At 63.0% G+C, this 25,990-nt stretch carries 25 protein-coding genes; 14 read left to right on the top strand and 11 right to left on the bottom strand.

The window, feature by feature from the left end; all coding sequences use genetic code 11:
* Positions 1 to 64: 64 nt before the first annotated feature.
* The 4 genes from E4M07_RS19840 to E4M07_RS19825 all read right to left on the bottom strand — a co-directional run bounded on the left by E4M07_RS19840 (position 65) and on the right by E4M07_RS19825 (position 3,857).
* A complete protein-coding gene (locus tag E4M07_RS19840) occupies positions 65 to 973 on the bottom strand; it encodes a sulfurtransferase (protein ID WP_136660138.1) in 909 nt (302 codons plus the stop codon).
* Positions 974 to 997: 24 nt separating this feature from the next.
* Entirely contained in the window at positions 998 to 1,657 is a 660-nt protein-coding gene (locus E4M07_RS19835) for a peroxiredoxin (protein ID WP_136660137.1), read from the bottom strand.
* 132 nt (positions 1,658 to 1,789) lie between these two features.
* Entirely contained in the window at positions 1,790 to 2,980 is a 1,191-nt protein-coding gene (locus tag E4M07_RS19830; protein WP_136660136.1) for a winged helix-turn-helix domain-containing protein, read from the bottom strand.
* A gap of 109 nt (positions 2,981 to 3,089) precedes the next feature.
* Positions 3,090 to 3,857 carry a MerR family transcriptional regulator gene (locus E4M07_RS19825; protein ID WP_136660135.1) on the bottom strand — a complete coding sequence of 256 codons (768 nt, stop codon included), beginning with the start codon at positions 3,855 to 3,857 and terminating at the stop codon, positions 3,090 to 3,092.
* Positions 3,858 to 3,980: 123 nt separating this feature from the next.
* Between E4M07_RS19825 and E4M07_RS19820 the strand changes: the two genes are divergently transcribed.
* Both E4M07_RS19820 and E4M07_RS19815 read left to right on the top strand, forming a co-directional pair.
* On the top strand, positions 3,981 to 4,364 hold the full coding sequence (locus E4M07_RS19820; RefSeq protein ID WP_136660134.1) for a nuclear transport factor 2 family protein: 384 nt from the start codon (positions 3,981 to 3,983) through the stop codon (positions 4,362 to 4,364).
* 139 nt (positions 4,365 to 4,503) lie between these two features.
* Positions 4,504 to 4,713, top strand: coding sequence for a DUF1127 domain-containing protein (locus tag E4M07_RS19815; protein ID WP_169054322.1), 210 nt, complete (start codon positions 4,504 to 4,506; stop codon positions 4,711 to 4,713).
* Between the two features lie 11 nt (positions 4,714 to 4,724).
* On the opposite strand, the gene E4M07_RS19810 is transcribed toward E4M07_RS19815, so the two are convergent.
* Positions 4,725 to 5,258 carry a TlpA disulfide reductase family protein gene (locus tag E4M07_RS19810; RefSeq protein WP_136660133.1) on the bottom strand — a complete coding sequence of 178 codons (534 nt, stop codon included), beginning with the start codon at positions 5,256 to 5,258 and terminating at the stop codon, positions 4,725 to 4,727.
* Between the two features lie 78 nt (positions 5,259 to 5,336).
* On the opposite strand from E4M07_RS19810, the gene denD reads away from it, so the two are divergent.
* Positions 5,337 to 6,308 carry a D-erythronate dehydrogenase gene (denD, locus tag E4M07_RS19805; protein WP_136660132.1) on the top strand — a complete coding sequence of 324 codons (972 nt, stop codon included), beginning with the start codon at positions 5,337 to 5,339 and terminating at the stop codon, positions 6,306 to 6,308.
* Between the two features lie 6 nt (positions 6,309 to 6,314).
* Here the strand turns inward: denD and E4M07_RS19800 are convergent, their stop codons facing one another.
* On the bottom strand, positions 6,315 to 7,070 hold the full coding sequence (locus tag E4M07_RS19800; protein WP_136660131.1) for an aspartate/glutamate racemase family protein: 756 nt from the start codon (positions 7,068 to 7,070) through the stop codon (positions 6,315 to 6,317).
* Positions 7,071 to 7,105: 35 nt separating this feature from the next.
* Positions 7,106 to 7,804: a GntR family transcriptional regulator gene (locus E4M07_RS19795; RefSeq protein ID WP_136660130.1), complete on the bottom strand. Its 699-nt coding sequence runs from the start codon at positions 7,802 to 7,804 to the stop codon at positions 7,106 to 7,108.
* Between the two features lie 179 nt (positions 7,805 to 7,983).
* On the opposite strand from E4M07_RS19795, the gene E4M07_RS19790 reads away from it, so the two are divergent.
* A complete protein-coding gene (locus E4M07_RS19790) occupies positions 7,984 to 9,675 on the top strand; it encodes a thiamine pyrophosphate-binding protein (RefSeq protein WP_136660129.1) in 1,692 nt (563 codons plus the stop codon).
* Between the two features lie 47 nt (positions 9,676 to 9,722).
* Here the strand turns inward: E4M07_RS19790 and E4M07_RS19785 are convergent, their stop codons facing one another.
* Complete coding sequence (locus E4M07_RS19785) at positions 9,723 to 10,628, bottom strand: LysR family transcriptional regulator (RefSeq protein WP_136660128.1); 906 nt, start codon at positions 10,626 to 10,628, stop codon at positions 9,723 to 9,725.
* A 163-nt stretch (positions 10,629 to 10,791) separates the two neighbouring features.
* Here E4M07_RS19785 and E4M07_RS19780 point away from each other — a divergent pair, with 163 nt between their 5' ends.
* The 7 genes from E4M07_RS19780 (at position 10,792) to E4M07_RS19750 (ending at position 21,180) form a co-directional block, all read left to right on the top strand.
* Entirely contained in the window at positions 10,792 to 12,033 is a 1,242-nt protein-coding gene (locus tag E4M07_RS19780) for an FAD-binding oxidoreductase (protein ID WP_136660127.1), read from the top strand.
* A 33-nt stretch (positions 12,034 to 12,066) separates the two neighbouring features.
* Positions 12,067 to 13,056 carry a TRAP transporter substrate-binding protein gene (locus tag E4M07_RS19775; protein WP_206057319.1) on the top strand — a complete coding sequence of 330 codons (990 nt, stop codon included), beginning with the start codon at positions 12,067 to 12,069 and terminating at the stop codon, positions 13,054 to 13,056.
* Positions 13,057 to 13,176: 120 nt separating this feature from the next.
* A complete protein-coding gene (locus tag E4M07_RS19770; protein ID WP_136660126.1) occupies positions 13,177 to 13,710 on the top strand; it encodes a TRAP transporter small permease in 534 nt (177 codons plus the stop codon).
* Between the two features lie 4 nt (positions 13,711 to 13,714).
* The gene (locus tag E4M07_RS19765) at positions 13,715 to 15,028 is read left to right on the top strand and encodes a TRAP transporter large permease subunit (protein ID WP_136660125.1); all 1,314 of its coding nucleotides are present in this window, start codon (positions 13,715 to 13,717) and stop codon (positions 15,026 to 15,028) included.
* 175 nt (positions 15,029 to 15,203) lie between these two features.
* Positions 15,204 to 16,757, top strand: coding sequence for a CYTH and CHAD domain-containing protein (locus E4M07_RS19760; protein WP_136660124.1), 1,554 nt, complete (start codon positions 15,204 to 15,206; stop codon positions 16,755 to 16,757).
* 157 nt (positions 16,758 to 16,914) lie between these two features.
* Positions 16,915 to 18,018, top strand: coding sequence for an efflux RND transporter periplasmic adaptor subunit (locus E4M07_RS19755; RefSeq protein ID WP_169054301.1), 1,104 nt, complete (start codon positions 16,915 to 16,917; stop codon positions 18,016 to 18,018).
* 15 nt (positions 18,019 to 18,033) lie between these two features.
* Positions 18,034 to 21,180: an efflux RND transporter permease subunit gene (locus tag E4M07_RS19750; protein ID WP_136660122.1), complete on the top strand. Its 3,147-nt coding sequence runs from the start codon at positions 18,034 to 18,036 to the stop codon at positions 21,178 to 21,180.
* A 2-nt stretch (positions 21,181 to 21,182) separates the two neighbouring features.
* On the opposite strand, the gene E4M07_RS19745 is transcribed toward E4M07_RS19750, so the two are convergent.
* Positions 21,183 to 22,226 (bottom strand): aldo/keto reductase, encoded by a 1,044-nt coding sequence (locus E4M07_RS19745; RefSeq protein WP_136660121.1) that lies wholly within the window; start codon positions 22,224 to 22,226, stop codon positions 21,183 to 21,185.
* 380 nt (positions 22,227 to 22,606) lie between these two features.
* Here E4M07_RS19745 and E4M07_RS19740 point away from each other — a divergent pair, with 380 nt between their 5' ends.
* The 3 genes from E4M07_RS19740 to E4M07_RS19730 all read left to right on the top strand — a co-directional run bounded on the left by E4M07_RS19740 (position 22,607) and on the right by E4M07_RS19730 (position 24,993).
* Positions 22,607 to 23,851 (top strand): SH3 domain-containing protein, encoded by a 1,245-nt coding sequence (locus E4M07_RS19740; RefSeq protein ID WP_136660120.1) that lies wholly within the window; start codon positions 22,607 to 22,609, stop codon positions 23,849 to 23,851.
* Positions 23,852 to 24,028: 177 nt separating this feature from the next.
* Positions 24,029 to 24,559 carry a universal stress protein gene (locus E4M07_RS19735; RefSeq protein WP_136660119.1) on the top strand — a complete coding sequence of 177 codons (531 nt, stop codon included), beginning with the start codon at positions 24,029 to 24,031 and terminating at the stop codon, positions 24,557 to 24,559.
* A gap of 47 nt (positions 24,560 to 24,606) precedes the next feature.
* Positions 24,607 to 24,993, top strand: coding sequence for a rhodanese-like domain-containing protein (locus E4M07_RS19730; RefSeq protein WP_136660118.1), 387 nt, complete (start codon positions 24,607 to 24,609; stop codon positions 24,991 to 24,993).
* Between the two features lie 8 nt (positions 24,994 to 25,001).
* Here the strand turns inward: E4M07_RS19730 and E4M07_RS19725 are convergent, their stop codons facing one another.
* Together E4M07_RS19725 and E4M07_RS19720 are read right to left on the bottom strand one after the other, a co-directional pair.
* Positions 25,002 to 25,343 (bottom strand): hypothetical protein, encoded by a 342-nt coding sequence (locus E4M07_RS19725; RefSeq protein ID WP_136660117.1) that lies wholly within the window; start codon positions 25,341 to 25,343, stop codon positions 25,002 to 25,004.
* Between the two features lie 11 nt (positions 25,344 to 25,354).
* Positions 25,355 to 25,990 carry a hypothetical protein gene (locus tag E4M07_RS19720; protein ID WP_136660116.1) on the bottom strand — a complete coding sequence of 212 codons (636 nt, stop codon included), beginning with the start codon at positions 25,988 to 25,990 and terminating at the stop codon, positions 25,355 to 25,357.

Raw genomic sequence — 25,990 nt, 5'->3', positions numbered from 1 at the left:
GTCCTCACTGACCTCCGGAAAGACAATGGCTGCGCGCGCCCGAGCGGACGGGCGCGCGCCGGGTCTACGATGTCGCTTTCGGCAGGGCGGGATCGCCGCCCCATTCCGCCCACGAGCGATGGTAGACCCGAACCCGCGGAAAGCCCAGCAGCCGCAGCGCGACATAGCTGTGCGACGAGGCGAGCCCCACCTGGCAATGCATCATGACATCGTGCGCCGGCGTGACGCCATGGGCCTCGAAATGCGCCATCAGCGGGTCAGACGGCAGGAAGCGGCTGGCCGCGCCGAGGTTCTTCGACCACGGGATATTGATCGCCCAGGGGATATGACCCTCGTCATACATCTTGGGCGGGCGCACATCGATGAGGACCCCGTCCGGCACGTCCCTGTGCTGCAGGACATCCTCCGCCGTCGCGTGACGCCGCGGACTGGGCGCCGACTGGAAGCGGGCGGGAAACGCCCTAGCGGCGTCCTTCGTCATGGGACCGCCGGCAGACTGCCATCCCGTAAGCCCGCCATTGAGGATGGCGACGTTCTGATGGCCGAGATACTCCATCAGCCACAGCATGCGCGCGGCGTGGAAGCCGCCGCGGTCGTCGTAAAAGACGATGCGCCGGTCCGCCGCGACCCCGAGCGCGCCGAGCAGGCTCTCGATCTCGGCCACCGGGCGCAGCGAACCGGAAACCGGGCTGTGCTCGGCCGCGACCGCATTGGGGTCCAGATGGCGGGCGCCGGGAATATGGCCCTCGTCGAAGGCATCCCTGGGACGCACGTCAATGACGATCGCGTCGGCCCCGCCGCCCGCGGTGATGGCGGACTGCGTTGCTGAAACCATCCCCATCAGTTCGCCCGGCTCGATCAGGAGCTGCGGATTTGCGTAGGCCGACGGCTGAGCGAAGGTCAGCCGCGGAAGGGCGAGCGCCGCCGCCCCGGTGAAGGCGCCGAAAGTCCGGCGCGTCATATGGGTTTTCATGTTCGTGTGTTCCTGTTCAGTAGCTCAGTTGGGCATCTCGACAAGACGCAGATAAGGAACCGGTGCCCGCCAGCCTTCCGGGAAGCGCTTGCGCGCCTCCTCGTCCGACACGGACGGCACGATCACGACGTCGTCGCCCTGTTCCCAGTTGGCCGGTGTCGCCAGCTGCTGGCGTGCGGTCAGCTGCAGGCTGTCGATGGCGCGCAGCACCTCGTTGAAGTCGCGCCCCGTCGTCATGGGGTAGGAGATCGTCAGCTTGATCTTCTTGTCGGGGCCGATGACGAAGAGCGTGCGTGCCGTGGCGTTGTCCATGGCCGTGCGACCCTTGGCCGTGTCGCCCGCATCTGCGGGCAGCATGTCGTAGAGCTTGGCGATGCTCAGATCGGTGTCGCCGATCAGCGGGTAGTTCGGTGCCTGGCCGGTGGCGGTCATGATGTCGTCCGACCAGCGGTCATGGTCCTCGACCGGATCGATCGACAGGCCGATGAGCTTGACGCCACGGCGGTCGAATTCCGGCTTCATGCGTGCCATGACGCCGAGCTCGGTCGTGCAGACCGGGGTGAAGTCCTTCGGGTGCGAGAAGAGAACGCACCAGCTGTCACCCATCCAGTCGTGAAAACGGAGCGATCCCTCGGTCGACTGCGCCATGAAATCCGGCGCCGTGCTATTGATGGCAAGTGGCATTTTCTATCCTTCCTTGATTGACAGGCGCGGACCGGCCCTTGTCGGGTCCGGTTCCGGTCCAGTCACCATCTAGGCGCGGAAGGGCGCCTTATCCTGAAGGATTTCTGAAGGAGTCCTGAAAGCCAGAGCGAATCAGGCGGCGAGGAGATCGGCCTGCAGCCGGTGCAGCCGCTCATCCGACTGCAGCGGCCTGAAGCCGTCATCCTTGTCGAGGATGCAGGCGTGGCGCCAGCCGCGCATGCCGATGAAATCGAGTCGCTCCAGCGCCGCCGTGCTGTCGCCGATCTGCGCAAAGCCGATGGCGCGGTAATATTCCAGCGGGCTGTCGTGATGGGTGACGCTCTCCAGCGCTACGCGCGCGGCGCGGTGGTCGCCAAGCTGCGCGAGCAGCGGCCCCTGCGCATAGAGCGCCCGCATCGAATAGGGGTTCATGGCAAGTTCCGCCTGCACCTTCTGCAGCGCTTTCTGTGCGGCGAAGCGCCCGCGCACCGGGTCGCTATACTGGAAGAGCCGCGCCGCCAGAAGGTCGGCGCCGAAATCATGCGGCGCAAGCTGCGCCGACCGGACGGCAAGCGCGCCGGCGGCCTTGTGGTTACCGATCGACAGGAGCAGGATCGATGCCTCGAGATGCAGCCCGGCATCCTGCGGCGCCAGCGCCAGCGCCCGCTCGAGGGACTGAAGGCCCGTCTCGTTCATGCCGATGGCAACGCGGATCGCCGCGTCGGTGAGATGCGCGACGGCCAAATTCGGGTCGAGCCGCAGCGCCGCGGCAATCTCGTCGAGCGCGGTCTCCAGGAGCAGATGGCCCTCGGACCAGAAGATATGCCGTTTCAGGAGCGCCAGCCCGTGCAGAGCGCGCGCATCGGCAAAGCCGGGCGACAGGGCCGCGGCCTCCGCCGAAAGATCGACAAAGGCGCGTTGCGATCCTTCCACACCGCTCTGGAAACATTCTCTCGCCTCGATGCAGAGCGCATAGGCGTCGATGGTGAAGGGCGCCGGCTCAAGCGCCGCCGATTGCGGGTCGGCGATGCGCAACAGGGGCTGCGTCAGGCGGTAGCCGCCGCGCGCGACGGTCGAGATCAGTTCTCGGTTGCCGAGCTTGCGGCGCACCTCGGAGACCACTTGCGTCAGGCTTTCATCGCTGACGAAGACATTGGGCCACACGCGGTCAAGCAGGTCAGCGCGCGAAAGCACTGCCCCGTCCGCCTCGGCGAACACCTGGAGCAGGCGGATCGCCCGCGGAGAAAGCTGTTTGACCTCGTCGCCCCGCCGTGCCTCACGCGCATCGGGGTCAACGCGCCAGCCATCGATTGCCAGCTGCATTGCATCACCTTCTGTTCTGCGCCGTGGGTCGGCTGCATATATGCGGGTGCTCGGCAAACTGCAAGCCCGGCCTGCCACCGCGCACGAAATCGTGACCGAGCGGACACAGTCACTCCCCCGATTGCGCGCAGGCCCGAAACGCCGGGATCACGAAATCCGCGGTGCCCGCTCCGAAGGCGTTGAAGGTCTCCTGGAACCGCACATCGGCCTCGTACATGTCGGCAAGCGGGCCGAGATGCGATGCATCGCAAGGATAAAACCAACGGTCGATCAGCGCCGCATAGGTCTTCGCCGCTTCTTGCGCCTCCTTACCGTCAGGCGCGGCGCCGGCGGCGGCCAGTTCGGCAAGCCGCTCGCAAATGGCCCCGTGTTCCGTGTGGTAGCTGCGCCAGTCCTCCGCGCTGTATTGCGACGTACGCTTCGCCTGTTCCCGCCAGGCATCCGTGTCGCCCCAGCGGGCCTTTGCCTCGTCTTCGAATTTTGACGGGTCGAACCCGCCGAAAAGGGTGGCCATGTCCATGTCCTTTTGCAGTGCGTTGTCGATAAGGGCGAGCGCCTCGTCGATGCCGCGAATGAGGGCTTCGCCTTTCGTGATCTGCGCAACGACCGCCTGACGCTGCGCCAGCAGCGCGTCGTGGCGGTCGAAGCCCGGATCGTCGAGGATCCGGGCGATCTCGTCGAGCGAAAGGCCGAGCGTGCGGTACAGCATGATCTGCTGCAGCCGCAGTGCATTGTCCCTGTCATAGAGCCGGCGCCCGTTGGGAGATCGTGCGGCCGGTGTCAGCAGGCCGATCGCATCGTAATGGTGCAGGGTCCGCACCGTAACGCCCGAGCGCCTGGCCAGTTGACCGACGGTATGCAGCTTCATTCGTGACATGGCACCCTCCCTACACCCTGACGCAACGTCAGGTTCAAGCCCTTTCGTCAATGAAACGGCTTTTCCCGCGCGCCAGCCGCACGCTATCCTTGCCACACCACGGTAAAAGACAGGTGTTTTCCGATGCAGGAATCCGATGCCGGCGCGTTGATCGAGGAACTGAAGACCTGCGAGATCGCGGTCTGGGAGGCGCTGAAGCGCGGCGATGCCGAGTCCGACGCCGCGGCCCTTTCGGATGACTTCCTCGGTGTCTATGCGGACGGTTTCGCGGGCAAAACCGATCATGTCGGCCAGCTCGCGGACGGCCCCAGCATCGCAGCCTACGATCTGAGCCGATTTCACATGCGTGAGTTGGGCGAGGAGCATGCGCTTCTGTCCTACCGCGCCACGTTCCGGCGCATCGGCGCAACCGGTCCGGAAACCATGTATGTGAGTTCCATCTGGCAACGCGCGCCATCGGGCTGGATCAACATATTCAGCCAGGACACGCCCGAAACCGGGCCCTAACCGCACCGCGCATTTGACCAGTTTCAGGTCTTTTTCACATCCCTTTCAGGTATCCGCCGCGCCGGTCGGCCATATGCGTTCTCGAACCATGTCTTTTCAGATGACGGCCGGGAACCGGCCGAACCCGAGAGCCGGAACGATGATCCACGCCATCCTCAGCAGCCTGCGATTCGCCGCCGTTTCGCCGAAACGGCCAAAACCCCTTCGCCTTTATCTGTCTGTGTGGCGACAGCGGCAGGCCTTGCGCGCACTTAACCGCGAAGACCTGGAAGATATCGGCCTGACGCGGGAAGACGTCGAAAAGGAAGCCAACCGCCCCTTCTGGGACCTGAACGGCATCGACGAGTAGTCAGTAAGATCCTACTGCGCCCGCGCCTGCGTCAGGGCCTCGACGAGTTCGGCCTCCGTGGCATGGGTTTTCACCGCGTTGCGCTCGTGGACGAAGCGCCAGACCTCGCCGCCCGAACGTCCGTAGACCACGACCGTCGGGATCCGGTCGATATTGCCGAAGGCCTTGCGGATGTCCTCCGATCCCTTCAGCAACGGGAACCGCGGAGCGGTGCGGTCGATGAAGCGGGCCATGCGCTGCGGGTTCTTCACCCCGCCGAAATCCTCGTAGAGATTGATCGCGATGATCTGTGCGTCGCCGTATTCGCCGCTTTCGGCGATGCTGTTGAGATGTTTGAACTCGTCCGTGCATGGCGGGCACCAGGACGCGAAGAAAGTGACAACGACCGGGCCGTTCTCGGTCGGCCGGTAATCGTCGCTTGCGGCAATCGCCGGCGCCTTGGCGACCAGCGCATGCAGTTGCTGCCAGGTCGCGGTCTTGTCCGACGCAGCGGCTCCCGCCAGCGCGGTTGCGGTGAACACCAGTGCAAGTAATATCCGTTTCATGGCGCAACCCTATCGGCCACACCTGCCCCGGCCAAATCAAAACCCCGTAAGCGCCCTGTGAACGGCTAGGAGCCCGGAATGAAGATCCTCATCATCGGCGCCGCCGGCATGGTCGGACAGAAGTTCGTTGCACGGCTCTGTGCCGACGCTGAACTCGGCGGCCAGGCCATCGATGCTTTGAGGCTATATGATATCGTCCCGCCCGAATTGCCCGATGCGCGGTTTCCGGTCGAAACCGGGGCCGGCGATCTGTCCGTCCCGGGCGAGGCCGAGCGCCTGGTGGCGGACAGGCCCGACGTCATTTTCCACCTCGCGGCGGTCGTCTCCGGCGAGGCCGAAACAGATTTCGACAAGGGATACCGCATCAACCTTGAGGGTACCCAGCGCCTGTTCGAGGCGGTGCGTGCGCTGCAATACATGCCGCGTCTGGTCTTCAGTTCGTCGATTGCCGTTTTCGGCGCGCCGTTTCCCGAAAAGATCGGCGACGAGTTCCTCAGCGCACCGCTGTCCTCCTACGGCACGCAGAAGGCCTGTTGCGAATTGCTGTTGGCGGATTACAGCCGCAAGGGCTTCTTCGACGGCCTCGCCATTCGCCTGCCGACCGTGGTGGTGCGGCCAGGCCGGCCCAACAAGGCGGCCTCCGGGTTCTTTTCCAACATCCTGCGCGAGCCGCTCGCCGGCAAGGAGGCCGTCCTGCCGGTTTCGCGCGACGTGCGCCACTGGTTGGTCAGCCCGCGCACGGCCGCCGGCTTCCTCGTTCACGCGGCGACGATCGACACACAGGCCGTCGGCCCGCGCCGCGCGCTGACCATGCCGGGCGTGTCCGTCACCGTCGCTGAAATGATCGCCGCGCTCGACCGTGTCGCGGGCGAAAACCGGTCGGCGCTCATCCGCGAGGCGCCCGACGAACTGGTCGACCGCCTGGTCAGCGGCTGGCCGCGCGATTTCAACGCCGAAAGGGCAACGAAACTGGGCTTTGTCGCCGACGGGTCGATCGACGAGATCATCCGCATCCACATCGACGAGGAAATGGGTGGCAAGCTGGGCTGACGCGTGTTAACGCCCCGCCAGTTCCAGCATCGGATCGTCGAGGCGCAACTCGAACCGGTCCGGCACCAGCCCCTGGTGGAACCAGCGCACGAAACTGTAGATCGAAAAGACCGGAAGACCGGTCAGCTTGCGGATATCGAGCGCATAGGGCGTCATGTTCGTGCATTCGAGCACGATGGCGCCGATATCGTCATGGGTGGTAACAAGTTCGCGCGCCGCATCGAGCAGGTCGAGCCGGCAGGCGGCGAAGTCGATGCTCGGCTGGTCGTCGAGGATGCCGTGGGTAAAGGCGCGGCCGTTGTCGGTTCCGACAATCGGCGTGTCGAGCGGCGCATTGGCGGCGCGCAGATGCGCTTCCGACAGATTGGTCTTCGATATGGTGATCACGCCGACGCGTTTGCCGCGCGGCAGCATCTGCCGGACCAGCGGGATCTGCATCAGGGACGAGGTCGCAACCGGCACAGGCACCGCCTCGGAAACCCTGTCCTGGATGAGGGCGAGAAAGCCGCAATTGGTGGTCAGCCCGTCGCAGCCGGAGGCGACCAGGTCCCTGGCCGCGTCGATAAAGTGATCGACCAGTTCCAGCGGATTGTTGCGCACCACCTTGTCGGGCGTTGCGCCGCGCACGATCCGGTACTGCACCGGGAACGGCCACGTGTAGGCGTTGGCGATATCGCCATGGATGCGCGGAAACTGCGTTTCCAGCATCATGATGCCGACATTGGCGCCATAGACCGTTTTTCCACCGAATTCGACGGACATGCATATTCTCCCTCGGGGTTTCCCTTAAATGCGGATCAGTCCGCCGGGACATAAAGCTGCGAATAGGCGATACGGACGGCCTCGGTCGCCTCCTCGCGCCTGCGTTCGATGTGGCTGCGCATCGCGGCGACGGCGCCTTCCCCGTCGCGCGCCGCCAGCGCATTGAGAATGACCCTGTGCGCGGATAGCTTCGCGCCCTTGTTTTTGGCGATCTGTTTCTTGGCGAGGATCATCTTCAGGTCGACCAGCCGGACATAGCGGATCCGGTCATTGATGTTGCGCAACAGCCGCACTAGTTCGGTGTTCTTCGAAAGCTCGGCCAGCCGGATGTGGAAATCCTCGTCCATTTCAAGGACCTCCACGGTCGATTTGCTGGTGTTGTAGCGCGGTTCCGTCTCGTCGAGATAGGCGACGACGGCGGCAATCTCCTCGTCCGACGCCCGCGTGACGGACCGCCGAAGCGCTTCGCACTCGATCGCCTGGCGCGCCTCGTAGAGGTCAACGATCTTTTCGGGACTGAGCGAGCGGCAGAAGAACCCGCGGCCGTTCTGGAAGGTAAGGAATCCCTCCGCGACGAGCCGGTTCAGGGCCTCCCGCAGCGGCGTGCGGCTGGCGCCGAGCTTCAAGGACAGCGCGCTCTCGTTGATGCGCTCGTCGGGCTTGAACTCAAAGTTCGCAGCCATGTGCCTGACCCGGTCATAGACCCGGTCGACGCTGCTGCTCGCTTTGCTCATGTCCAACACCTCACTGATCATCATCCGCCCGGACCTTCATGAGATGACACATTTTTTGAACCGCCGCAAATTTTTTGTCTTCACTTCTGCATAAGATGCTGTATACAATTCTGTATGAAGTTCGGCAAGGGCCGAGTTTGCGAAATCCTGCTGCCCAGGCGAAGAAGGACAATCAAAGCGTGACGAACACCCTCAACGGCGCCGAGGCCATGGTGCGCATGCTGGAGGCGCACGGCGTTCAGCACATATTCGGACTCTGCGGCGACACCACCCTGCCCTTCTACGACGCGCTTTACCGGCTCGACCACGGCATCAACCATGTGCTGACGCGCGACGAGCGTTCGGCCACCTATATGGCCGACGCCTATTCGCGGGTGACGGGGCGCGTCGGCGTGTGCGAGGGGCCGTCCGGCGGCGGCGCGACCTACATTATCCCAGGCCTCATCGAGGCAAGCGAATCCTCCTACGCCGTGCTCGGCATAACCACGGACATCTCCGTCGCCTCTTACGGCAAGTACCCGCTGACGGAGCTGGACCAGGAAGCGCTGATGCGCCCGCTCACCAAGTGGAACACCGTCATCCGCCGCGCCGATCATATCCCGCGCATGGTGCGCGCCGCCTTCCGGGCCATGACGACCGGGCGGCCGGGCGCCGCCCATCTCGGCCTGCCCTACGATATCCAGTACGACGCGGTCGACCCGGAGGACGTGTGGGCCGACGGCAAGCTGAAGACCTATCCGGCCTACCGCGCAGCGCCAGAGCCCGGGGCTGCGGAAGCGGCCATCGACGCGATCCTTTCGGCAAAGAACCCGCTCATCGTCTGCGGCGGCGGTGTCGTTATCGCCGGCGCAATGGACGAGCTCGACCGCCTGGCGAGGCGCCTCGACATACCTGTTGCCACCTCGATCTCAGGCCAGGGCTCGCTTGCCGACACCCACCCGAACTGCCTCGGCGTGGTCGGCTCGAACGGCGGCACGGACGAGACCTGGGAACTGATGGAAGCCGCCGATCTGGTGGTCTTCATGGGCTGCCGTGCCGGCTCAACCACCACCTCCCGCTGGGAAGCGCCGAAGCTTGGCGCCCGCATCGTCCATTTCGACAGCGACCCGATGGTCATCGGCGCCAATTACGAGCCGGAAGTGGGCGTGTGCGGCGATCTGAAGCTGTCGCTCGCCGCCGTCAACGCGGAACTCGACCGCCGCGGCCAGGGATCCGACACCTTCGGCGGCGCCGAGGCGATCGCCGATATCAAGCGCCGCAAATTCGCGATCTTCGACCGGCTTGCGCAAAGCGGCGAGCGGCCGATGCGCCCCGAGCGGGTCATCGACGCGATGATGAAGGTCCTGCCCGAGGACGCCACGGTGCTGTCCGATCCCGGCACCAGTTGCCCCTATTACTCCGCCTACTACCGCCAGCCGAAGGAGGGCCGCTACTTCATCACCAACCGTGCCCACGGCGCTTTGGGGTACTCGCTCTCGGCGGCCCTCGGCGCCTGGTACGGCCGTCCCTCCAGCAAGATCGTCGCCATGATGGGCGACGGCTCCTTCGGCTTCACCTGCGGCGAGCTCGAGACCGTGTGCCGCGCCCGTGCGCCGATCACCTACATTGTCTTTTCCAACTCGAATTTCGGCTGGATCAAGGCCAGCCAGCACGCCGATACGGACGCCCGCTACTACAATGTCGATTTCAGCCGCACGGACCAGGCCGCGGTCGCCGCCGCCTACGGCGTCAAATCCTGGCGGGTCGAGGATCCGCAGGACCTGGAGCGTGTTCTGACGGAAGCGGTGAACCACGACGGCCCGTCGCTGGTCGATGTCATCTGCCAGCCGCTCGAGGAAGCCAACGCGCCGGTGCGGCGCTGGATGGGATGACCGCAGCCATGCAGCGCTTTGCCGACCAGCTTCTTGGACGTCCCTTGCTACCCGCCTTGCGGAACGGTATGGAGCCGGAGCTCATCGAGCAGCATGTCCAGAAACTGGCGGCCGAGCGCCGACAGCGGCCGGGCTCGCGACGTGATGACGGCAAGGTCGAGCAGAACCGCCGGTCTGAACGGCCGGGTGACAAAGCCGCCCTCGAAGTCGAAATGCAGCGTGAACGGATCGAGAAGCGCGACGCCCATGCCCTCCTGGACGAAGCTGAGGACATTCTTGAAAAGATGCGTGTGCACCTTTGTGCGCCACGGCACGCCGGCCGTGTGAAACACCTCGCGCGTCCGCCGATGGGTCATGTGGTCCGGCCCCATGACGATGAACGGCTCGCCAACGAGAAGATCGGGCGTCAGTACCTCGTGACGCGCCAGCGGACTGTCCTCGGGCATCGCGAGCAGGGTCTCCACCTGCACGACGTGGCTGTCGAAAGCATCATAGATCAGCGGCATCTCGCACACGCCTATTTCGAAAAGACCGGCAAGCACCCATTCCTGGATCTTCGTCGAATACTGCGACTGAAAAGAGATCGACATGTCGGGGCGGTCCTTAGCGAACCGCGCGATCAGCTTCGGCATGAAACCGAAGGACAATGCGTGCGGCGAGGCGACCTGCAACTGGCCCGCCTGCTTGTTCTGCAGATCGGACACCGCCTGCGCGACGTGATCGAGGCCGCGAACGACCGTATCCACTTCCTGGAAGAGGACGCCGGCCTCCGGCGTCGGCACCAGCCGGCCTTTCGACCGCTCGAAAAGCTTAAGGCGCGTCTGCCGCTCAAGCTGCGACAGGAGATTGGAGATGCCGGGCTGCGATATGCCGAGCTGTTCCGCCGCGCCGGTCACCGTGCCGGTTTCGACGATGGCGTGGAAGGCCTGCAGCTGGCGGAAGCGAAGCGACATGTGTCCATGTATCACCTAAAGTTATGAGTTGTACAGATGTTAGTATTTGAAATGATGACCTGCGACTGGCAAGCTGAGCTTGCGGGTTTTGCCCGTCGGGCCGGCGCGGTCCGGCGGCAGCCGGTGCGACGGGCGCACCTCACGCGGCATTGACGGATACAAAATGAGCGTTGCGAAACACATCGTCGTCGTTGGAGCCGGGATCGTCGGGGTCTCTGCAGCGATCTGGCTGACCCGCGCGGGCGCGAAGGTGACACTCATCGACAAGAACGCTCCCGGACAGGGAACCTCCTTCGGCAACGCCGGTGTCCTGGCATCCTGCTCGGTCGTGCCGGTGACGGCGCCGGGCCTAGTTCTCAAGGGCCCGAAGCTGCTGCTCGATCCGGGTTTCCCGCTGTTCATGCGCTGGTCCTACCTGCCGAAACTCGCGCCCTGGCTACTGCGCTATCTGAGCCACGCGAACGACAACGATACGCGCCGTATTTCCAAGGGCTTGACCCCGATCGTTGCCGACAGCGTCGAACAGCATAAAGCACTTTCCGAAGGCGGCGGCGCAAGCCGCTACATGGTCCCGTCGGATTACAGTTTTGCCTATGCGGACCGCGCGGCTTTCGAAGCCGATGCCTATACCTGGCAATTGCGGCGGGTCGCCGGCTTCGAACCGGACATCCTCGAAGGCGAAGCCGTCCACGAGTACGAGCCGGCATTCGGGCCGGCGGTCGGACTGCTCGCCGTGATGCGCGATCACGGCTACATCACCGATCCCGGCGGCTATGTTGCGGCCCTGGCCGAGACCTTCGCAGAGATGGGTGGGCGCGTGGTCACCGCCGAGGTAACCGATTTCGACCTGGTTGGCGGCACCGTTCAGGCGGTTCTGACCGATCAGGGGCGCTTCGATTGCGACCACGTGGTTCTGAGCGCCGGCATCTGGTCGAAACCGCTTGCCGCCAAGCTCGGCCTGAATGTCCCGCTGGAGTCCGAGCGGGGCTATCACATCGTCTTCAAGGAGCCCGTATCGGCGCCCAAGTCGCCGACCATGGTGGCGGCGGGAAAATTTGTGGCAACGCCCATGGAAGCCGGTTTGCGCTGCGCCGGGATCGTCGAATTCGGCGGCCTCGACGCCGGACCGTCAAGGGCGCCGCTCAAGCTGCTGCGCAAGACGGTCGAACAGACATTCCCGGACCTGACCTACGCCGATACCGAAGAATGGCTCGGTCACCGCCCGGCGCCGACGGACAGCCTGCCGCTCATCGGCGAAATCGGGCAAAGCGGCGTGTATACTGCCTTCGGGCATCATCATATTGGGCTGACGGGTGGGCCCAAGACGGGCCGGCTGGTTGCCGGCCTCATAACCGGCGACAGGCCGAACATCGACCTGGCAGCCTACAACCCGAACCGATTTTAACCAGCATCGAGTGCTTCAAACTGGGAGGACCAAATGAAAGCATCAATCGCAAAACACACGGCAACGCTGATGATCTCGGCAGCACTGGCGGTCACCGCCGGCGCCGCCTTCGCGGAGAAATGGGACATGCCGCTCGCCTATTCGGCGACGAACTTCCACTCGGCGACGGCGGCGGCGTTCGCCCAGTGCATCACGACCGGCACTGGCGGCGAAATCGAAGTCGTCACCCATCCGTCGGGCTCGCTGTTCAAGGGCGCCGACATCAAGCGGGCGATCCAGACAGGCCAGGCGCCGATCGGCGAACGGCTGCTCTCCGGTCACCAGAACGAAAACGCCGTATTCGGCGTCGACTCGGTGCCGTTCCTGGCCACCTCGTTTGAAGATGCCGGCAAGCTCTGGAAAGCCGCCAAGCCGACCATGGAGAAGATTCTCGACGAGCAGAATCTTGTTCTTCTGTATTCGGTTCCCTGGCCGCCGCAGGGGCTTTACTTCAAACAGGAAGTGACGGCGGTTGCCGACATGGAAGGCATCAAATTCCGCTCCTACAACAATGCCACGGCACGGCTTGCCGAACTGACCGGCATGCTGCCTGTTCAGATCGAAGCCGCCGAAATCAGCCAGGCCTTTGCCACCGGCGTTGCCGATGCCATGGTCTCGTCGGGTTCGACCGGCTACGACCGCAAGGTCTGGGAGAGCCTGACGCATTTTTATGAGGTCGACGCCTGGCTGCCGCGCAACTACGTCATGATCAACAAGGACGTATGGAACGGCGTTGACGAGGCCCAGAAAAACATCATCAAGGGCTGCGCAGAACTCGCCGAATATGCCGGCACCTGGCGTGCTGTCGAATACACCCAGTTCACACTGAACGGGCTTCGCGCCGGCGGCATGACGGTCGGACCGGCAGGCGAGGCCCTGCAGGCCGAACTCAAGGAGATCGGCGCGATCATGGCGGCCGAGTGGCTTGAGAATGCCGGCGATGACGGCAAGGCCATCATCGATGCATACAATTCCATGCAGTAGGCACGGCCGCTGCTGTTGCAGCCGTTCGATGATTGACATTGCCCGTCGCGTTTCTGCGCGGCGGGCACCCGGGCATCGTTTAGGAGGAACGGCGCCGTAATCGAAAATATGGAGGGGTAAATGGCCGCACTCAGACAATTGCGCAACGGCCTCGACTTCATCTATCTGGCGTCCGGTGTGTTTGCGGCGTTTTTTCTCATCGCCATTTTGCTGCTGATTGTCATTCAGATGCTTGCACGCTGGACGGGAGAAGTGTTCGCCGGCGCGCCGGACTATGCGGGATACTGCATGGCCGCGGCCTCGTTTTTCGCTTTTGCCCATGCCCTGCACCGCGGTGCCCATATCCGCGTTTCGATCGTGTTGAACGCGGTTCCGGATGGCGTGCGCAGGATCCTCGAAATCTGGTGCTTCGGCATCGGCGCGGCGATCGCCTGGTATTTCTCCTATTACGCCTACCGCTTCGTCTACTGGTCCTGGAAGTTCAACGAGGTCAGCCAGGGGCAGGACGCTTCGCCCTTGTGGATTCCGCAATTGTCGATGGTCATCGGCGCTGTGATCCTGGCGATCGCGCTGACCGACCATCTGATCCATGTGCTGTTTGCCGGCGACCATCGCATCGAGACCGATCTGGTCGAGCAGAGCCACGGGGAGTAGGACAATGGAAGATATCTCAGTCATCGTTCTGTTTCTCTTCGTCCTGTTCCTGCTGCTTGGCACTGGCGTCTGGGTCGGCCTTGCGCTCATGGGCGTCGCCTGGGTCGGCATGGAACTGTTCACCTCCCGCCCCGTCGGCGACGTCATGGTCACCACCATCTGGACCAGCTCGTCGTCATGGACCCTGACGGCGTTGCCGCTGTTCATCTGGATGGGCGAGATCCTCTACCGCACGCGGTTGTCCGAGGACATGTTCCGTGGCCTTGCCCCGTGGATGGCGCGCCTGCCGGGCGGCCTCGTTCATACCAACATCGTCGGCTGCACGGTCTTTGCGGCGGTGTCGGGGTCGTCTGCCGCGACGCTGACCACGGTCGGAAAGATGTCGATCCCGGAGCTGCGCAAGCGCAACTACCCGGAAACGATGGTCATCGGCACGCTCACCGGCGCCGCGACGCTGGGACTGATGATACCGCCCTCGCTGACGCTGATCGTCTATGGCGTGACCATCAACGAGTCCATCACCAAGCTGTTCTTCGCCGGCATCCTGCCGGGCCTGGTCCTGGCGCTCATGTTCATGGGCTACGTGGCCATATATTCGAAGATCTCGTCGAAATGGCAGCCCAACGAGGAGCCGAAACTGAGTTTGGCTGAAAAGGTCAGGAACTCGCGTTTCCTGGCACCGGTCATCCTGCTGATCCTCGTCGTCATCGGATCGATGTATCTGGGCTACGCGACGGCGACCGAGGCCGCCGCCTTCGGCGTCATCGGCGGTTTGATCCTCGCGGCATCGCAGGGATCTCTCAACTGGAGCACCTTTACGGCAAGCCTGATGGGCGCGACGCGGACATCGGCGATGATCGCGCTGATCCTGGCCGGTGCGGCTTTCCTGTCGCTCGCCATGGGATTTACCGGCCTGCCGCGCGGGCTTGCGGATCTCATCGCAACGCTCGAATTAACCCGTTTCGAGTTGCTGATGGTGCTTCTCGTCTTCTACATCATCCTCGGCTGCTTCCTCGACGGCATCTCCTCGGTGGTGCTGACCATGGCGGTGGTCGAACCGATGGTCGTCCAGGCCGGCATCGACCTGATCTGGTTCGGCATCTTCATTGTCGTGGTCGTCGAAATGGCGCAGATCACCCCGCCGATCGGCTTCAACCTCTTTGTCATGCAGGGCATGACCAACCACGAGATGAACTTCATCGCCAAGGCGGCGATCCCAATGTTCCTCATCATGGTGCTGATGGTCTTTGTGTTGATCGTCTTTCCCGACCTTGCAACCTACCTGCCTGAAAATCTCAGGCCGGGCCCCAACGCCTGACCGGGAGATACCCTGGCAAATGAGGCCGGCGCCCAGCGCCGGCCTTTTTTGTGCCACGCGCGGCAGGCATCGGCCCTGAAGCGCTCGACGGCAGATCGCCACCTGTGATACGTGTTGAGTGTCGTGGCGACTGCACGAAAGCTGTTGGTATTGTCATAAATCAGTAACACCGTGGATGAGCAGCACAGAGCTTGAAGTCAAACTCCAGATTGGCACCGGTGCTGTTCGCAGGCTGCGGAAGAACTCGGCGCTGCGGGACATGACCATCGGCAAGCCGGTGCAGCGCAAATTGCGATCCATCTATTACGATACGGCCGATCATCGCCTGCGCAGCGAACGCGCATCGCTGCGGCTTCGCTGGGACGGCGACGGCTGGGTCCAGACCCTGAAATACGGCACCGGACTGAAGAACGGCCTGTCCAGCCCGAAGGAGATCGAGGAGCCTGTGGACGGCCCGCAACTGGACCTTAAGAAGATCAAGGACAAAAAGGTCAGGCCGTGGCTCAAGAAGATCGTCGCCAAGGCACCGCTGGAACCCGTATTCGAGACGGACATCAATCGCGACATACATCTTTTGAGCTGCAGCGGCGTCGGCACCGCCGAATTGGCCATCGACAAGGGCAAGGTCAGCAACGACACCCGATCCGAAGGCATCAACGAGGTCGAGATCGAACTGAAATCCGGTCTCCCCCACACATTGCTGACCATCTGCGAAAGGCTGTTCGAGGGGGAATGCGTTTCGCCTTCCACCAGCAGCAAGGCTGAACGCGGCTACGCGCTGCTGGACGCGCGAACGTCCACGGCGCCGGCGGACGGCGCCTTTACGTTTCGCAAGCCGGATCTCGACCCCGGCATGTCCGTGGAGGAGGCATTCAAGGCCATCGGCGGATCGGCGGCTGAAAAGGTCCTCTCGAACTGGCGCCTTCTATATACGCTCGACGATTCCGAAGTCCCCCATCAGTTGCGCATCGGATTGCGCAGGTTGCGCACGGGCCTGCGGATAGTCGGCACTGTTGTCGCCGACAAGGACTTCAGGCGCCTGTCCAAAGCGGCCCGCGATCTGGGGCGGGTCGTCGGCCGGTTGCGCAATGCGGACGTGCTCGTTGAAGATATCGCCGAACCGGCGATCGCCGCTCTCGGTGCGAACAAGAACCACGAGGCACTGCTCGTTCACCTGGCCGAGGCGCGCGTCGTCGAGCGGCAGAATGTCCGGGCGCTCGTTGCCGGCGAGGAATGGACCCGGCTGAAGCTCAATTGCATGCTTTTCGACCAGGCGGTCGAGCGGGCGCTTCACCGCGCGCCCCAGCGCGCCGCGCGGCGCGCGTTTCCGGATGTCGCCGCGGAGGCGCTTGAGGACGTCTGGCAACTGGTCAGGCAGCGCGGTCGGGGATTTGCGAAACTCAAGATTTCAGAGCGCCACGAATTGCGCAAGACATTGAAGACGATGCGCTATGCGAGCGACTATCTGATGCCGGTTTACCCGGGATCAGACTCCAGGACTTTCTTCGAAAGGCTCCGCGGCCTGCAAAACGTGTTCGGCTACCTCAACGACGTTGCCATGGCCGAGGAGCTGGCGCGAACGCTCGCTGCCGATCACCCGAAAAGGCCCGATCTGAACAAAAGCGTCAAGCTCATCTGCAAGTGGCACGCCAGGCGCGCGCAAAAGCAGATGCGCAAGGCGGACGGCCGCTGGCGCAAACTGCGCAAGAGCACCAAGTTCTGGCGCTGAGGCCCTGCGCCGGCGACCGCATCCCGGCTTTTGTTGGCGAACGCGCAACAGGGGCGATGTCCGCCCGCCGGAATACGGACAACGCGCTTTCCTTTTGGATTCCCATGGACCATAGTGCACACGCGCAACGGATTCTGTCGGGATGGAAACTCAAAAGATGAAGCTTTTCGCCGGGTTAGGCACACTCCTCATCCTTGCTTTCGCGCCCGCGCACAGCGCGGCGCAGGACACGTCCGAAACCAAACCGAACGTCACCGTCGCAACGGTGGTTAGCCAGCAAAGCGGAAACAGGGGATTCTATGTCGGCCGGGTCGAGGCCGTCAGCACGGTCGACCTCCAGGCCCGCATCGAGGGTGTGCTGGAGCAACGCAATTTCACAGAAGGCGGAACCGTCAAGGAGGGCGACCTTCTCTATGTGATCGAGAAGGGCCTGTATGAGGCAAGTGTCGCCAGTGCGCAGGCTACACTTGAAGGTGCGCAGGCGACGCTGAAGAACGCCACTGTCGAACTGGAGCGGCAGAAGTTTCTTCTGGACAAGGGCGACGTGTCGCAATCGACCTACGATTCGGCGGCCGCGACGGTCGGTGTGGACCAGTCCAAGGTCGACCAGGCCAAGGCCAGCCTCGACACCGCCAATATCAATCTCGGCTACACCGAGATTTACGCCCCGATCGATGGCCGGATCAGCAAATCCAACATCGATGTCGGCAATCTCGTCAGTTCCAATTCCGGAACCCTTGCGACGATCACCAGTGTCGATCCGATCTATGTCAGCTTCTACATGGGAGAGAAGGACCTGATCGCCGATCGCGAGAAGGGACTTATCGGTACCGACTCAGCCGCGCTGAAAATCAGCCTGACGCTGGCGAGCGGAGATCCTTACGAATCGACCGGATCGGTCACCTATGTCGGCACCGCCGTCGAGGAAGCGAGCGATACGGTCGAGGTACGGGCGACCTTCGACAATCCGAAGAACGTCCTCATCCCCGGGCAGTTCGTCAATGTCACGGTGGCCGAGGCCCAGCCCCAGCAGGTGCTTGTCGTGCCGCAGTCGGCCGTGCAGCTCGATAGCAGCGGGCATTTCGTTTACCTGGTGGACGCCTCCGACAAGATCGAGCGCCGCGACGTCAAGCTCGGACGCCAGGTCAGTGGGCTCTGGGAGGTCACATCGGGGCTCGAGGAAGGCGACAAGGTCGTCACCCAGGGTCTGCAGCGCATAAGCCCCGGTGTAACGGTCAACGCAACTGAATTGAGCCAGTAGGCGGGTCCGGTCACGATGTTGTCGAGATTCTTCATAGCCCGACCGAAATTCGCGCTGGTGATTTCGATCATCTTTTCGCTTGTCGGCGTAATCGCGATCGTGCTGATCCCGATCGCCGAATACCCGAATGTCACGCCGCCCCAGGTCGTCGTCACGGCCAATTATCCTGGCGCCGATTCCGGTCTCGTCGAGAAGATGGTGGCCATTCCGATTGAAGAACAGGTCAACGGCGTCGACAACATGCTCTACATGTCTTCGACCAGTTCGAACAGCGGCACCTACACGTTGACGATCACGTTTTCGGTTGGAACCGATCCGGACATTGCCGCCGTCAACGTCCAGAACAGGGTCTCGCTCGCACAACCCCAGTTGCCAAGTTCCGTCACACAACAGGGCGTGTCGACGAAGAAGCAGTCCTCGAACATGCTGCTTGTGATCAATCTGATCTCGCCGGACGAGACCCGCGACGCGATCTATCTCAGCAACTATGCGTCCCAGAATATTCAGGATGCGCTGTCGCGCCTGCCCGGCGTCGGCAGCGTTTCCCAGTTTGGTCCGCTCGATTACAGCATGCGGGTCTGGATGCGGCCGGACATCATGACCGCTTTGAACCTGACGGCCTCCGATCTGTCCCAGGCCATCCAGGCACAGAATGTCCAGGCGACCGCCGGCCAGATCGGCGGGGCGCCGTTCGCCGGGGAAACAGATTTCCAGTTCACGCTGCGCGCCGAAGGCCTGCTTCAGACCGTCGAGCAGTTCGGCAATATCATCGTCTCCGGGGATTCCTCCGGCCAGCTCGTCCGGCTCCGTGATGTTGCGGATGTGCAGCTCGGATCACGCTCCTATGCGGCCTCAGCCGCGCTCAACAACAAACCGTCGACCGCCATTGCCGTTTACCAGGCGCCCGGCGCCAACGCGCTGGACGTCGCGACAAGCGTCTACAACGCACTCGAGCAGATGAAGGGAAGCTTCCCATCGGGTGTCGAGTACCAGCTTCTTTACGACGTAACGAAAGCGGTGCGTGCTTCGATCCAGGAAATCGTTGTAACGCTTTGCATTACCGCCGCGCTGGTCGTCGCCGTTGTTTTCCTCTTCCTGATGAGCTGGCGCGCCGTCCTCATTCCGGCGATCGCCATACCGGTTTCATTGCTCGGCACGCTGGCGATTCTCTACCTGATCGGCTTCAGCGCCAACCTGATCACGCTGTTCGGCATCATCCTCGCAATCACGCTGGTCGTGGACGACTCCATCGTCATTATCGAGAACACCGAGCGCATCATGGAGGAGGAGGGTCTCGAGCCGCGCGAGGCGACGATCAAGGCCATGGACCAGGTGACAGGGCCGATCATTGCGACGACATTCGTCCTCCTGGCGGTGTTCGTTCCTGTCTGCTTCTTCCCCGGCATAACGGGCCGCATATACTTGCAGTTCGCACTGACGATCACCGTCGCCTTCAGCCTGTCGGCGGTCAACGCGCTAACGCTGGCGCCGGCCCTATGCGCGACAATGTTGCGGCAGAAAACCGGCAGGTCGAAAGGGATTTTGCATATTATTCCGGCTGCGGTCGACAAGACCCGCGACGGCTATGTCTGGCTGGTGCGCATACTCCTGAAAAACGTTTGGGTCTCGCTGCTGATTTTCGTCTTTGCCGTGGCGGCAACGATCTTCATGCTGCGCGCGACGCCGACCGGTTTCATTCCGCTCGAGGACAAGGGTGTCCTCTTTGCCAATGTGCAGCTTCCCGATGGTGCATCGCTGCAGCGTTCGCGCGCCGTTGCCGAAGACATGACGACGTTGATGCAGGAGGTCGACGGCGTCACGGACGTCATCTCCGTGTCCGGATTCAGCCTGATCTCCGGCGACGGGTCCAACTATGTCACACTGATTGCGGTGCTTGCGCCCTGGGACGAGCGCAAGAGCTCGCAGACCCAGTGGTACAACATCCTGGCCGAACTCGATAAGAAGCTCGCGACCGTGCAGGAAGCGACCGCCTTCGTTTTCCCGCTGCCGCCGATTGACGGCCTCGGAATTTCCGGCGGTATCTCGGCGCAGATCCAGGACAATCGCAATGAAAGCGTCGAGCAACTCGGACAGGTGACGAACGCCCTTCTATCGGCCGCCAGCGCGGATCCCGTGTTCCTCCAGGTCTTCAGCTCGCTTTCGACGGGCTCTCCGCAATACAGCGTATCCATCGACCGCGACAAGGCGGAGGCGCTGGGTGTCAATATCAGCGACATTTTCACCGCGTTGCAGGCCAATCTGGGTTCCATGTTCGTCAACAATTTCCTGCTCGATGGAAAGATCTACTGGGTGATCCTGGCCGCCGAAGCCTCCTACCGCCAGACGCTCGACGACATCGGCAATATCTACGTCAAGGGCGGCAGCGGCGACATGATCCCGCTGAGCACGCTGATCGGCACCCAGCCGGTTCTCGGTCCCGAGGCCGTCACCCGATACAATCTCGTGCGCTCCGCCGCGGTCCAGGGGCTGACCAGCACCGGCCACAGCACGGGCCAGGGCATCGAAACGTTCGAGGCGATCGCCGCAAAGACCCTTCCCGACGGCTACAGTGTCGAATGGACGGGCGTGTCGCTGCAGGAGATCGAGGCCGGTTCCTTCGTCATCTACATCTTCCTGCTTGCCTTCACCTTCGCGTACCTGTGCCTCGTCGCCCAGTACGAGAGCTGGTCGCTGCCGATATCGGTGATGTGCTCGACCGTCTTTGCCGTCTTCGGCGCGCTGCTGCCGCTGTTTCTCATCGACGTGCTCAACAACAACATCTATGCGCAGATCGGCATCGTTTTGCTGATCGGCCTTGCCGCCAAGAAGGCCATTATGCTCGTCGAGTTCTCGAGAACCAGGCGCGAGGCCGGCGAGAGCATCGTCGAAGCCGCCATCAGCGCCGCGCACACCCGGTTCCGGCCGGTTACCATGACGGGCCTGTGCTTCATCATCGGCGTTCTTCCGCTGGTTTTCGCGAGCGGTGCGGGATCGTCCAGCCGCATCTCCATCGGCCTGCCCGTCTTTGCCGGCATGGTGATCGACAGCACCATTGGCCTGCTGATGATCCCGGTGCTTTACGTTGCCGTGCAGCGTCTGCGCGAGCGCCGCAAAAAGTCGCCCCCGGCGGCCGGCGGCGAGAAATCCGTCAGCCCGGGCTGAAGTCACATCGGCCTTGGATGGTCCCGGTAAACCGCCTGGATGTCGGCGAGCACGTCCTCGCTCAAGGTCACGTCCTTAGCCGCAATGTCGGTCTTGAGCTGCTCCATGGACGTCGCCCCGATGATCACCGACGCCATGAACGGCCGTGTCAGGCAGAAGGCCAGGGCCATCTGCGCAAGGTCAAGCCCGTGTCTTTCGGCTACGCCCGCGTAGAGCGCGATCACCTTCTCCGATTGCGGGACATAGCGGCCGTTCAGGTTGGGCTGCATCGACCGTCGCGAACCTTCCGGGATGGACCCGTCGAGATACTTGCCCGACAACGCCCCGGCCGCCAGCGGCGAAAAGGCCATCAGGCCCACCTGTTCGTGAATGCTGACCTCGGCCATGTCGAGGTCGAACAGCCGGCAGATCAGACTGTACTCATTTTGAACGGAGGCGATGCGGGGCAGGCCGTGTTTGCCGCTAACCTCCAGGAATTTCATCAGGCCCCAGGCGCTTTCGTTCGACAGGCCGAAGGCCCGGATCTTGCCCTCCTCCTGCAGCGCCGCGACTTCGCCGAGCATGTCCGCGACCTCCTGGTCCATGTCCTCCGGCTTCAGCGTCGTCGCATCGTAGGTCCAGTATTTGCGGAAATGGTACGATCCGCGGTTCGGCCAGTGCAACTGGTAGAGATCCACGTAGTCGGTCCGCAGCCGCTGCAGGCTTTCATCCAGCGCCTGCCGCACGGTTTTGCCATCCACCCGCGCACCGCCGCGCACATCGCGGTTCCCCTCCCCGGTCACCTTGGTTGCAACGATCAGCTTATCCCTGTCCGCCCTGCCGCCCAGCCACGAACCGATGATTTCCTCGGTCAGGCCGGTCGTTTCCTTCAACCGGGGCGTCGTCGGGTACATCTCCGCCGTATCGATGAAATTGACGCCTTCCCCGACGGCATAGTCGATCTGCTGGTGCGCCTCGGCCTCCGAGTTCTGTGAGCCCCAGGTCATCGATCCGAGGCAGATTTCACTCACCGTCAGGCCGGTGCGGCCGAGTTCGTTGAAACGCATGGGCTGTCTCCAAAAGGCAGGCAAGGCCGGACGGTGCAGCGGGAAACCCGTGTCCGGTGTCGGTTGGTGTCCGATCCTTAACGCCAAAGGGCGAAAAAGAGAAGGCGCGGACCGCCCGGGTGCCGACGAAACAGATCCCGCCCTTGCGCCGGGCCGGCGTCAGGATTGTTTTTACGGGGCTTTTTGCGATGGCATTCCACCGGCCGGCGCCGAACCGATTCTCACGGCTGGTTTTCTTACGACTCCGAATGTGACCGCGACTTTGGCCGCTCGCCCCGATTTTCGACCGAGTTATGATTTCAGATGCAGTTGTGTGGTGGTGCCTGCAGCTCCTCGGGGCGAGCCGTCACGCAGGCAAATAGTGACTGGAGTGAGAGTTCATGGGTAGACAAGCAAGAACGACACAGCGCCGGCCGAGGGCAGCGGCGCAACCGGTAAGGCCGCGCAGCCCGTCGCGGCTGATTGCAATTGCCCTGGTGGCGGCATTCGGCGGCGCCGCGGGCGCCGTTCTCGGTGCAGCGCTTTACAACACGACGCAAAACGCACAGCAGCAACCGGTCGAACCGGCAACGGCCGTTGAAACTGCCGCGGCGGACAAGACCCCGATTGTGGAGCTGCGAGGCCAACAGGTCGCCACGGCGGCGACAGCCGGACCGGAAGTTTCGGCAGACAAAGCACTGCCTGCGGCGAAGAAAAACAACGCGCTGAACGCCGAGACTGTCACGCCGCAGCTCGCGGCCTCCGGTTTCACCGACGGCACGCAAGTCGCGTCGACACGGGCATTCCTGCCGCCGGCCCCGAAGGCCCAGGATGACCTGCCGTCGATCGCCTCGGCCCGGTTCGATTCATCCTTCGCCTCGCTGGAAGAGGAAAAAGCCGAGCGCCCGAAAAAGAAGAAAATGACGCTGCCGAGCCTGATGGAAGAAAGCGTTGTGCGGGTCGATCAGGCCGAGACCGGATCGATCGTTCCGCCCGACGTCGCCGTCGAAGTGGCGGAGACGGAGGCCGAAATCGCCGAGATGGAACAGAAGATGGCGGCGCTTGATGCCGAGAACTTCAATGTGACACGGCAGCCGGCCCTGCTGGAGGAGGCAGCACCGGCGACCGGATCCGGCATGGTCAAGAGCAAGGCCCGGAAATGGGTGAACCTCAGGGCGGAGCCCAACAACACCGCGGCTGTGGTGGATATTGTTCCGGCCAAGGCGACCATTCTGGCCGACCAGAACTGCACGCGCTGGTGTGGCGTCGTCTACAAGGGTCAGAAAGGCTACATCTACCGCACATTCATCATTCGGCCCGAGCGCAGCAGCCAGGCCACCCAGCTTGCATCGGCGGATTCGGACTTCAAGCCCGAGCGCGCTGCCGAGAAGGACGAATTGAGTGAAACGGCGAAATCCGTATCGGCCTACCCGGTCACGGAAGCCGAGAAGCTCGGTTACAAGAAAAGCAGCGCCACCAAATGGGTGAACATGCGGGCCCGCCGCAGCAGCAAGAGCAAGGTGCTTGCGATTGTTCCGCAGAACGCGAAGTTCATGGCCGAAACCAACTGCAAATGGTGCCGCGTCGTCTACGGTGACAAGAAGGGTTACATCTACAAGACCTTCATCAAATACACCGAGAGCTGACGCCCGCCCGCGATCCGGCATCCCGCCCGGCAGCACCCATCCCTGCCGGGCGGGTCCTGTTCCCGCTGCTGGAAAATCGCCGCATCTTTCCTTTAAGCATCGGACTCGTTCCAATCAGGAGCCGATGTCACCATCGCGTTTTGGACGCGGTTGCTGAAAACGGGAGGCTGAAGACAGATGCTCAAGACGGTGCTCATAGCCACGGACGGGTCGAGCCACGCCAGCAAGGCCGTCGAATTCGGTTCCGACATCGCCGCCAAATACGATGCAGAGGTTGTCCTGGTCCATGTTTTGCTGCGCGACCATCTTTCGGATGCGTTGAGGCACATGGTGGAAGTGGAATATCGCGCGGAGGACAGCCAAACGCCGGTCTCCGACATCATCGCCGCATCGCCATACGGACGGTTCCCTCTCACACACATGATACCGAAAAAAACGACCGACCCGAACAGCGCACTACAGGCCATTGCCGATATCGTTCTCTCGGAGGCGGAGGTGATAGCCAAGAAACGGGGCGTCGGAAAGGTAACAAGCCGTGTCGAGGACGGTCACGTGGCCGCCCGCATCCTCGATGTGGCCGAGGAGGTCAATGCCGACGTCATCGTCACCGGTGCGCGTGGCCTGTCGGATCTCAAGTCGCTGATGACCGGAAGCGTGTCCCATCGCCTGGCAAATTCCGCGCCGATGACCTGTATCGCCGTGCGGTGACCCCTATATGATGGTGCAACGAACGGCACCACAGGGAAGGAAGGGCGATGAATTCTGAACAGGTCGAGGGCGGCATCCTGGAGACATGGACGGTCGACGAGGTGGCGCAGGCCTATGACCGGGGCGACATCGCCCTGATCGATGTGCGCACGCCTCAGGAATACATGTTCGAACATATCGAGGGGGCGCTGCTCCTGCCGATGTCCTTCGTCGATCCCGACAAGCTGCCCTCACAGGAAGGCAAGCGCCTGGTCATCTATTGCGGCTCGGGCGTGCGTTCCGGCAAGGTCGCGCGGACCTGTATCGCGACAGGTGTCGCGCCGCTTGCGCATATGGAAGGCGGCTTCGGCGCCTGGAAGAAGGCCGCAAAGCCGTATATCGGCACCGACATGTCGACCGGGGCGCCGAAGCGGTTCCAGCCGAAGGCTGGTTAAGCGGGCCTTCAGGCCGGCTGGCGGCCGCGCCAGATGCTGGCGATCAGGATCGCCAGCACGACAAGATCGATGGCAATGAAGACCCAGACCAGCCAGACGGCGACCGCCGCACTGCCGAGCGAGATGTAGGCGGCAACAATGCCGACCAGTGTCACGATAAACGCCAGGTAACGGATCGTCCGGATCCGATAGAAGAGGCCTGCGCCCAGGGCGATATAGACCAGGCCGAAAGGAATCAGCCGCATCGTATCGCCGCTCCAGCCGCTGACGATCCAGGCAAGGCAGTGCAGGATGCCGGTGATGATCAGGAGCCGGCCCGCAAGGCGCAGGCCACCGGGAAATGCTTGCATCGGTAGCTCCCCTATTCCGTCGGGCACGGCGTGCCGGCCGCCGCCCATTTCATCAGCGCATCCATGGAGGCCTGGAGCGAGTGCGGCGCCGGTTCGCGGTTGCCGCCCGGGTTCCACGCCCAGTGCAGGATCAGGTCATGGTCGAGATGCGAGGCGACCTCGCGGATGGTCCGGTTGCCGTTTCGCTCCGGGTCCTTCAGCTGTTCGCAGATATAGGCGGACGATTTTCCGAACCAGTCCGCCTCCACCGGCGCCAGCTGCCAGCCCATGGCGACCTGCGGGGCCGCATGCGGTGTGTCGTTGGAGGCAGACTCCATGGCGCTGACATCCGCATGGCAAGTCGAGCAGGGCAGCGTCTCGGCACCAATGCGGCTTTCGCCGGCATTGATGTTCATGCCGTGCGGCCGTGTCTTGCCGTAGCTCGGCCCCGACCACATCGGCTTGTTGTCCGCCCCGACATGGCAGTTGGAGCAGCGCGGGTGCGAGGCGACCTCGTAAAAGAGCTGCCAGCTTGCCAGCCCCTCTTCCCGCGAGATCGACCCTTCCTCGAAATCGTTGATCACGCGCCCGGTGCCCACCGGTTCGGCGGCGAGCGCAAGCGAAGTCAGGGCTGCAAGGCCCGCAAATGCGGCGATGATTTTTCTCAC

The sequence above is a fragment of the Nitratireductor sp. XY-223 genome (assembly GCF_004959855.1).
Classification (GTDB): Bacteria; Pseudomonadota; Alphaproteobacteria; order Rhizobiales; family Rhizobiaceae; genus Hoeflea_A.
Note: the sequence above shows the minus strand (reverse complement) of the source record. Positions and strands in the feature narration are given on the sequence as shown.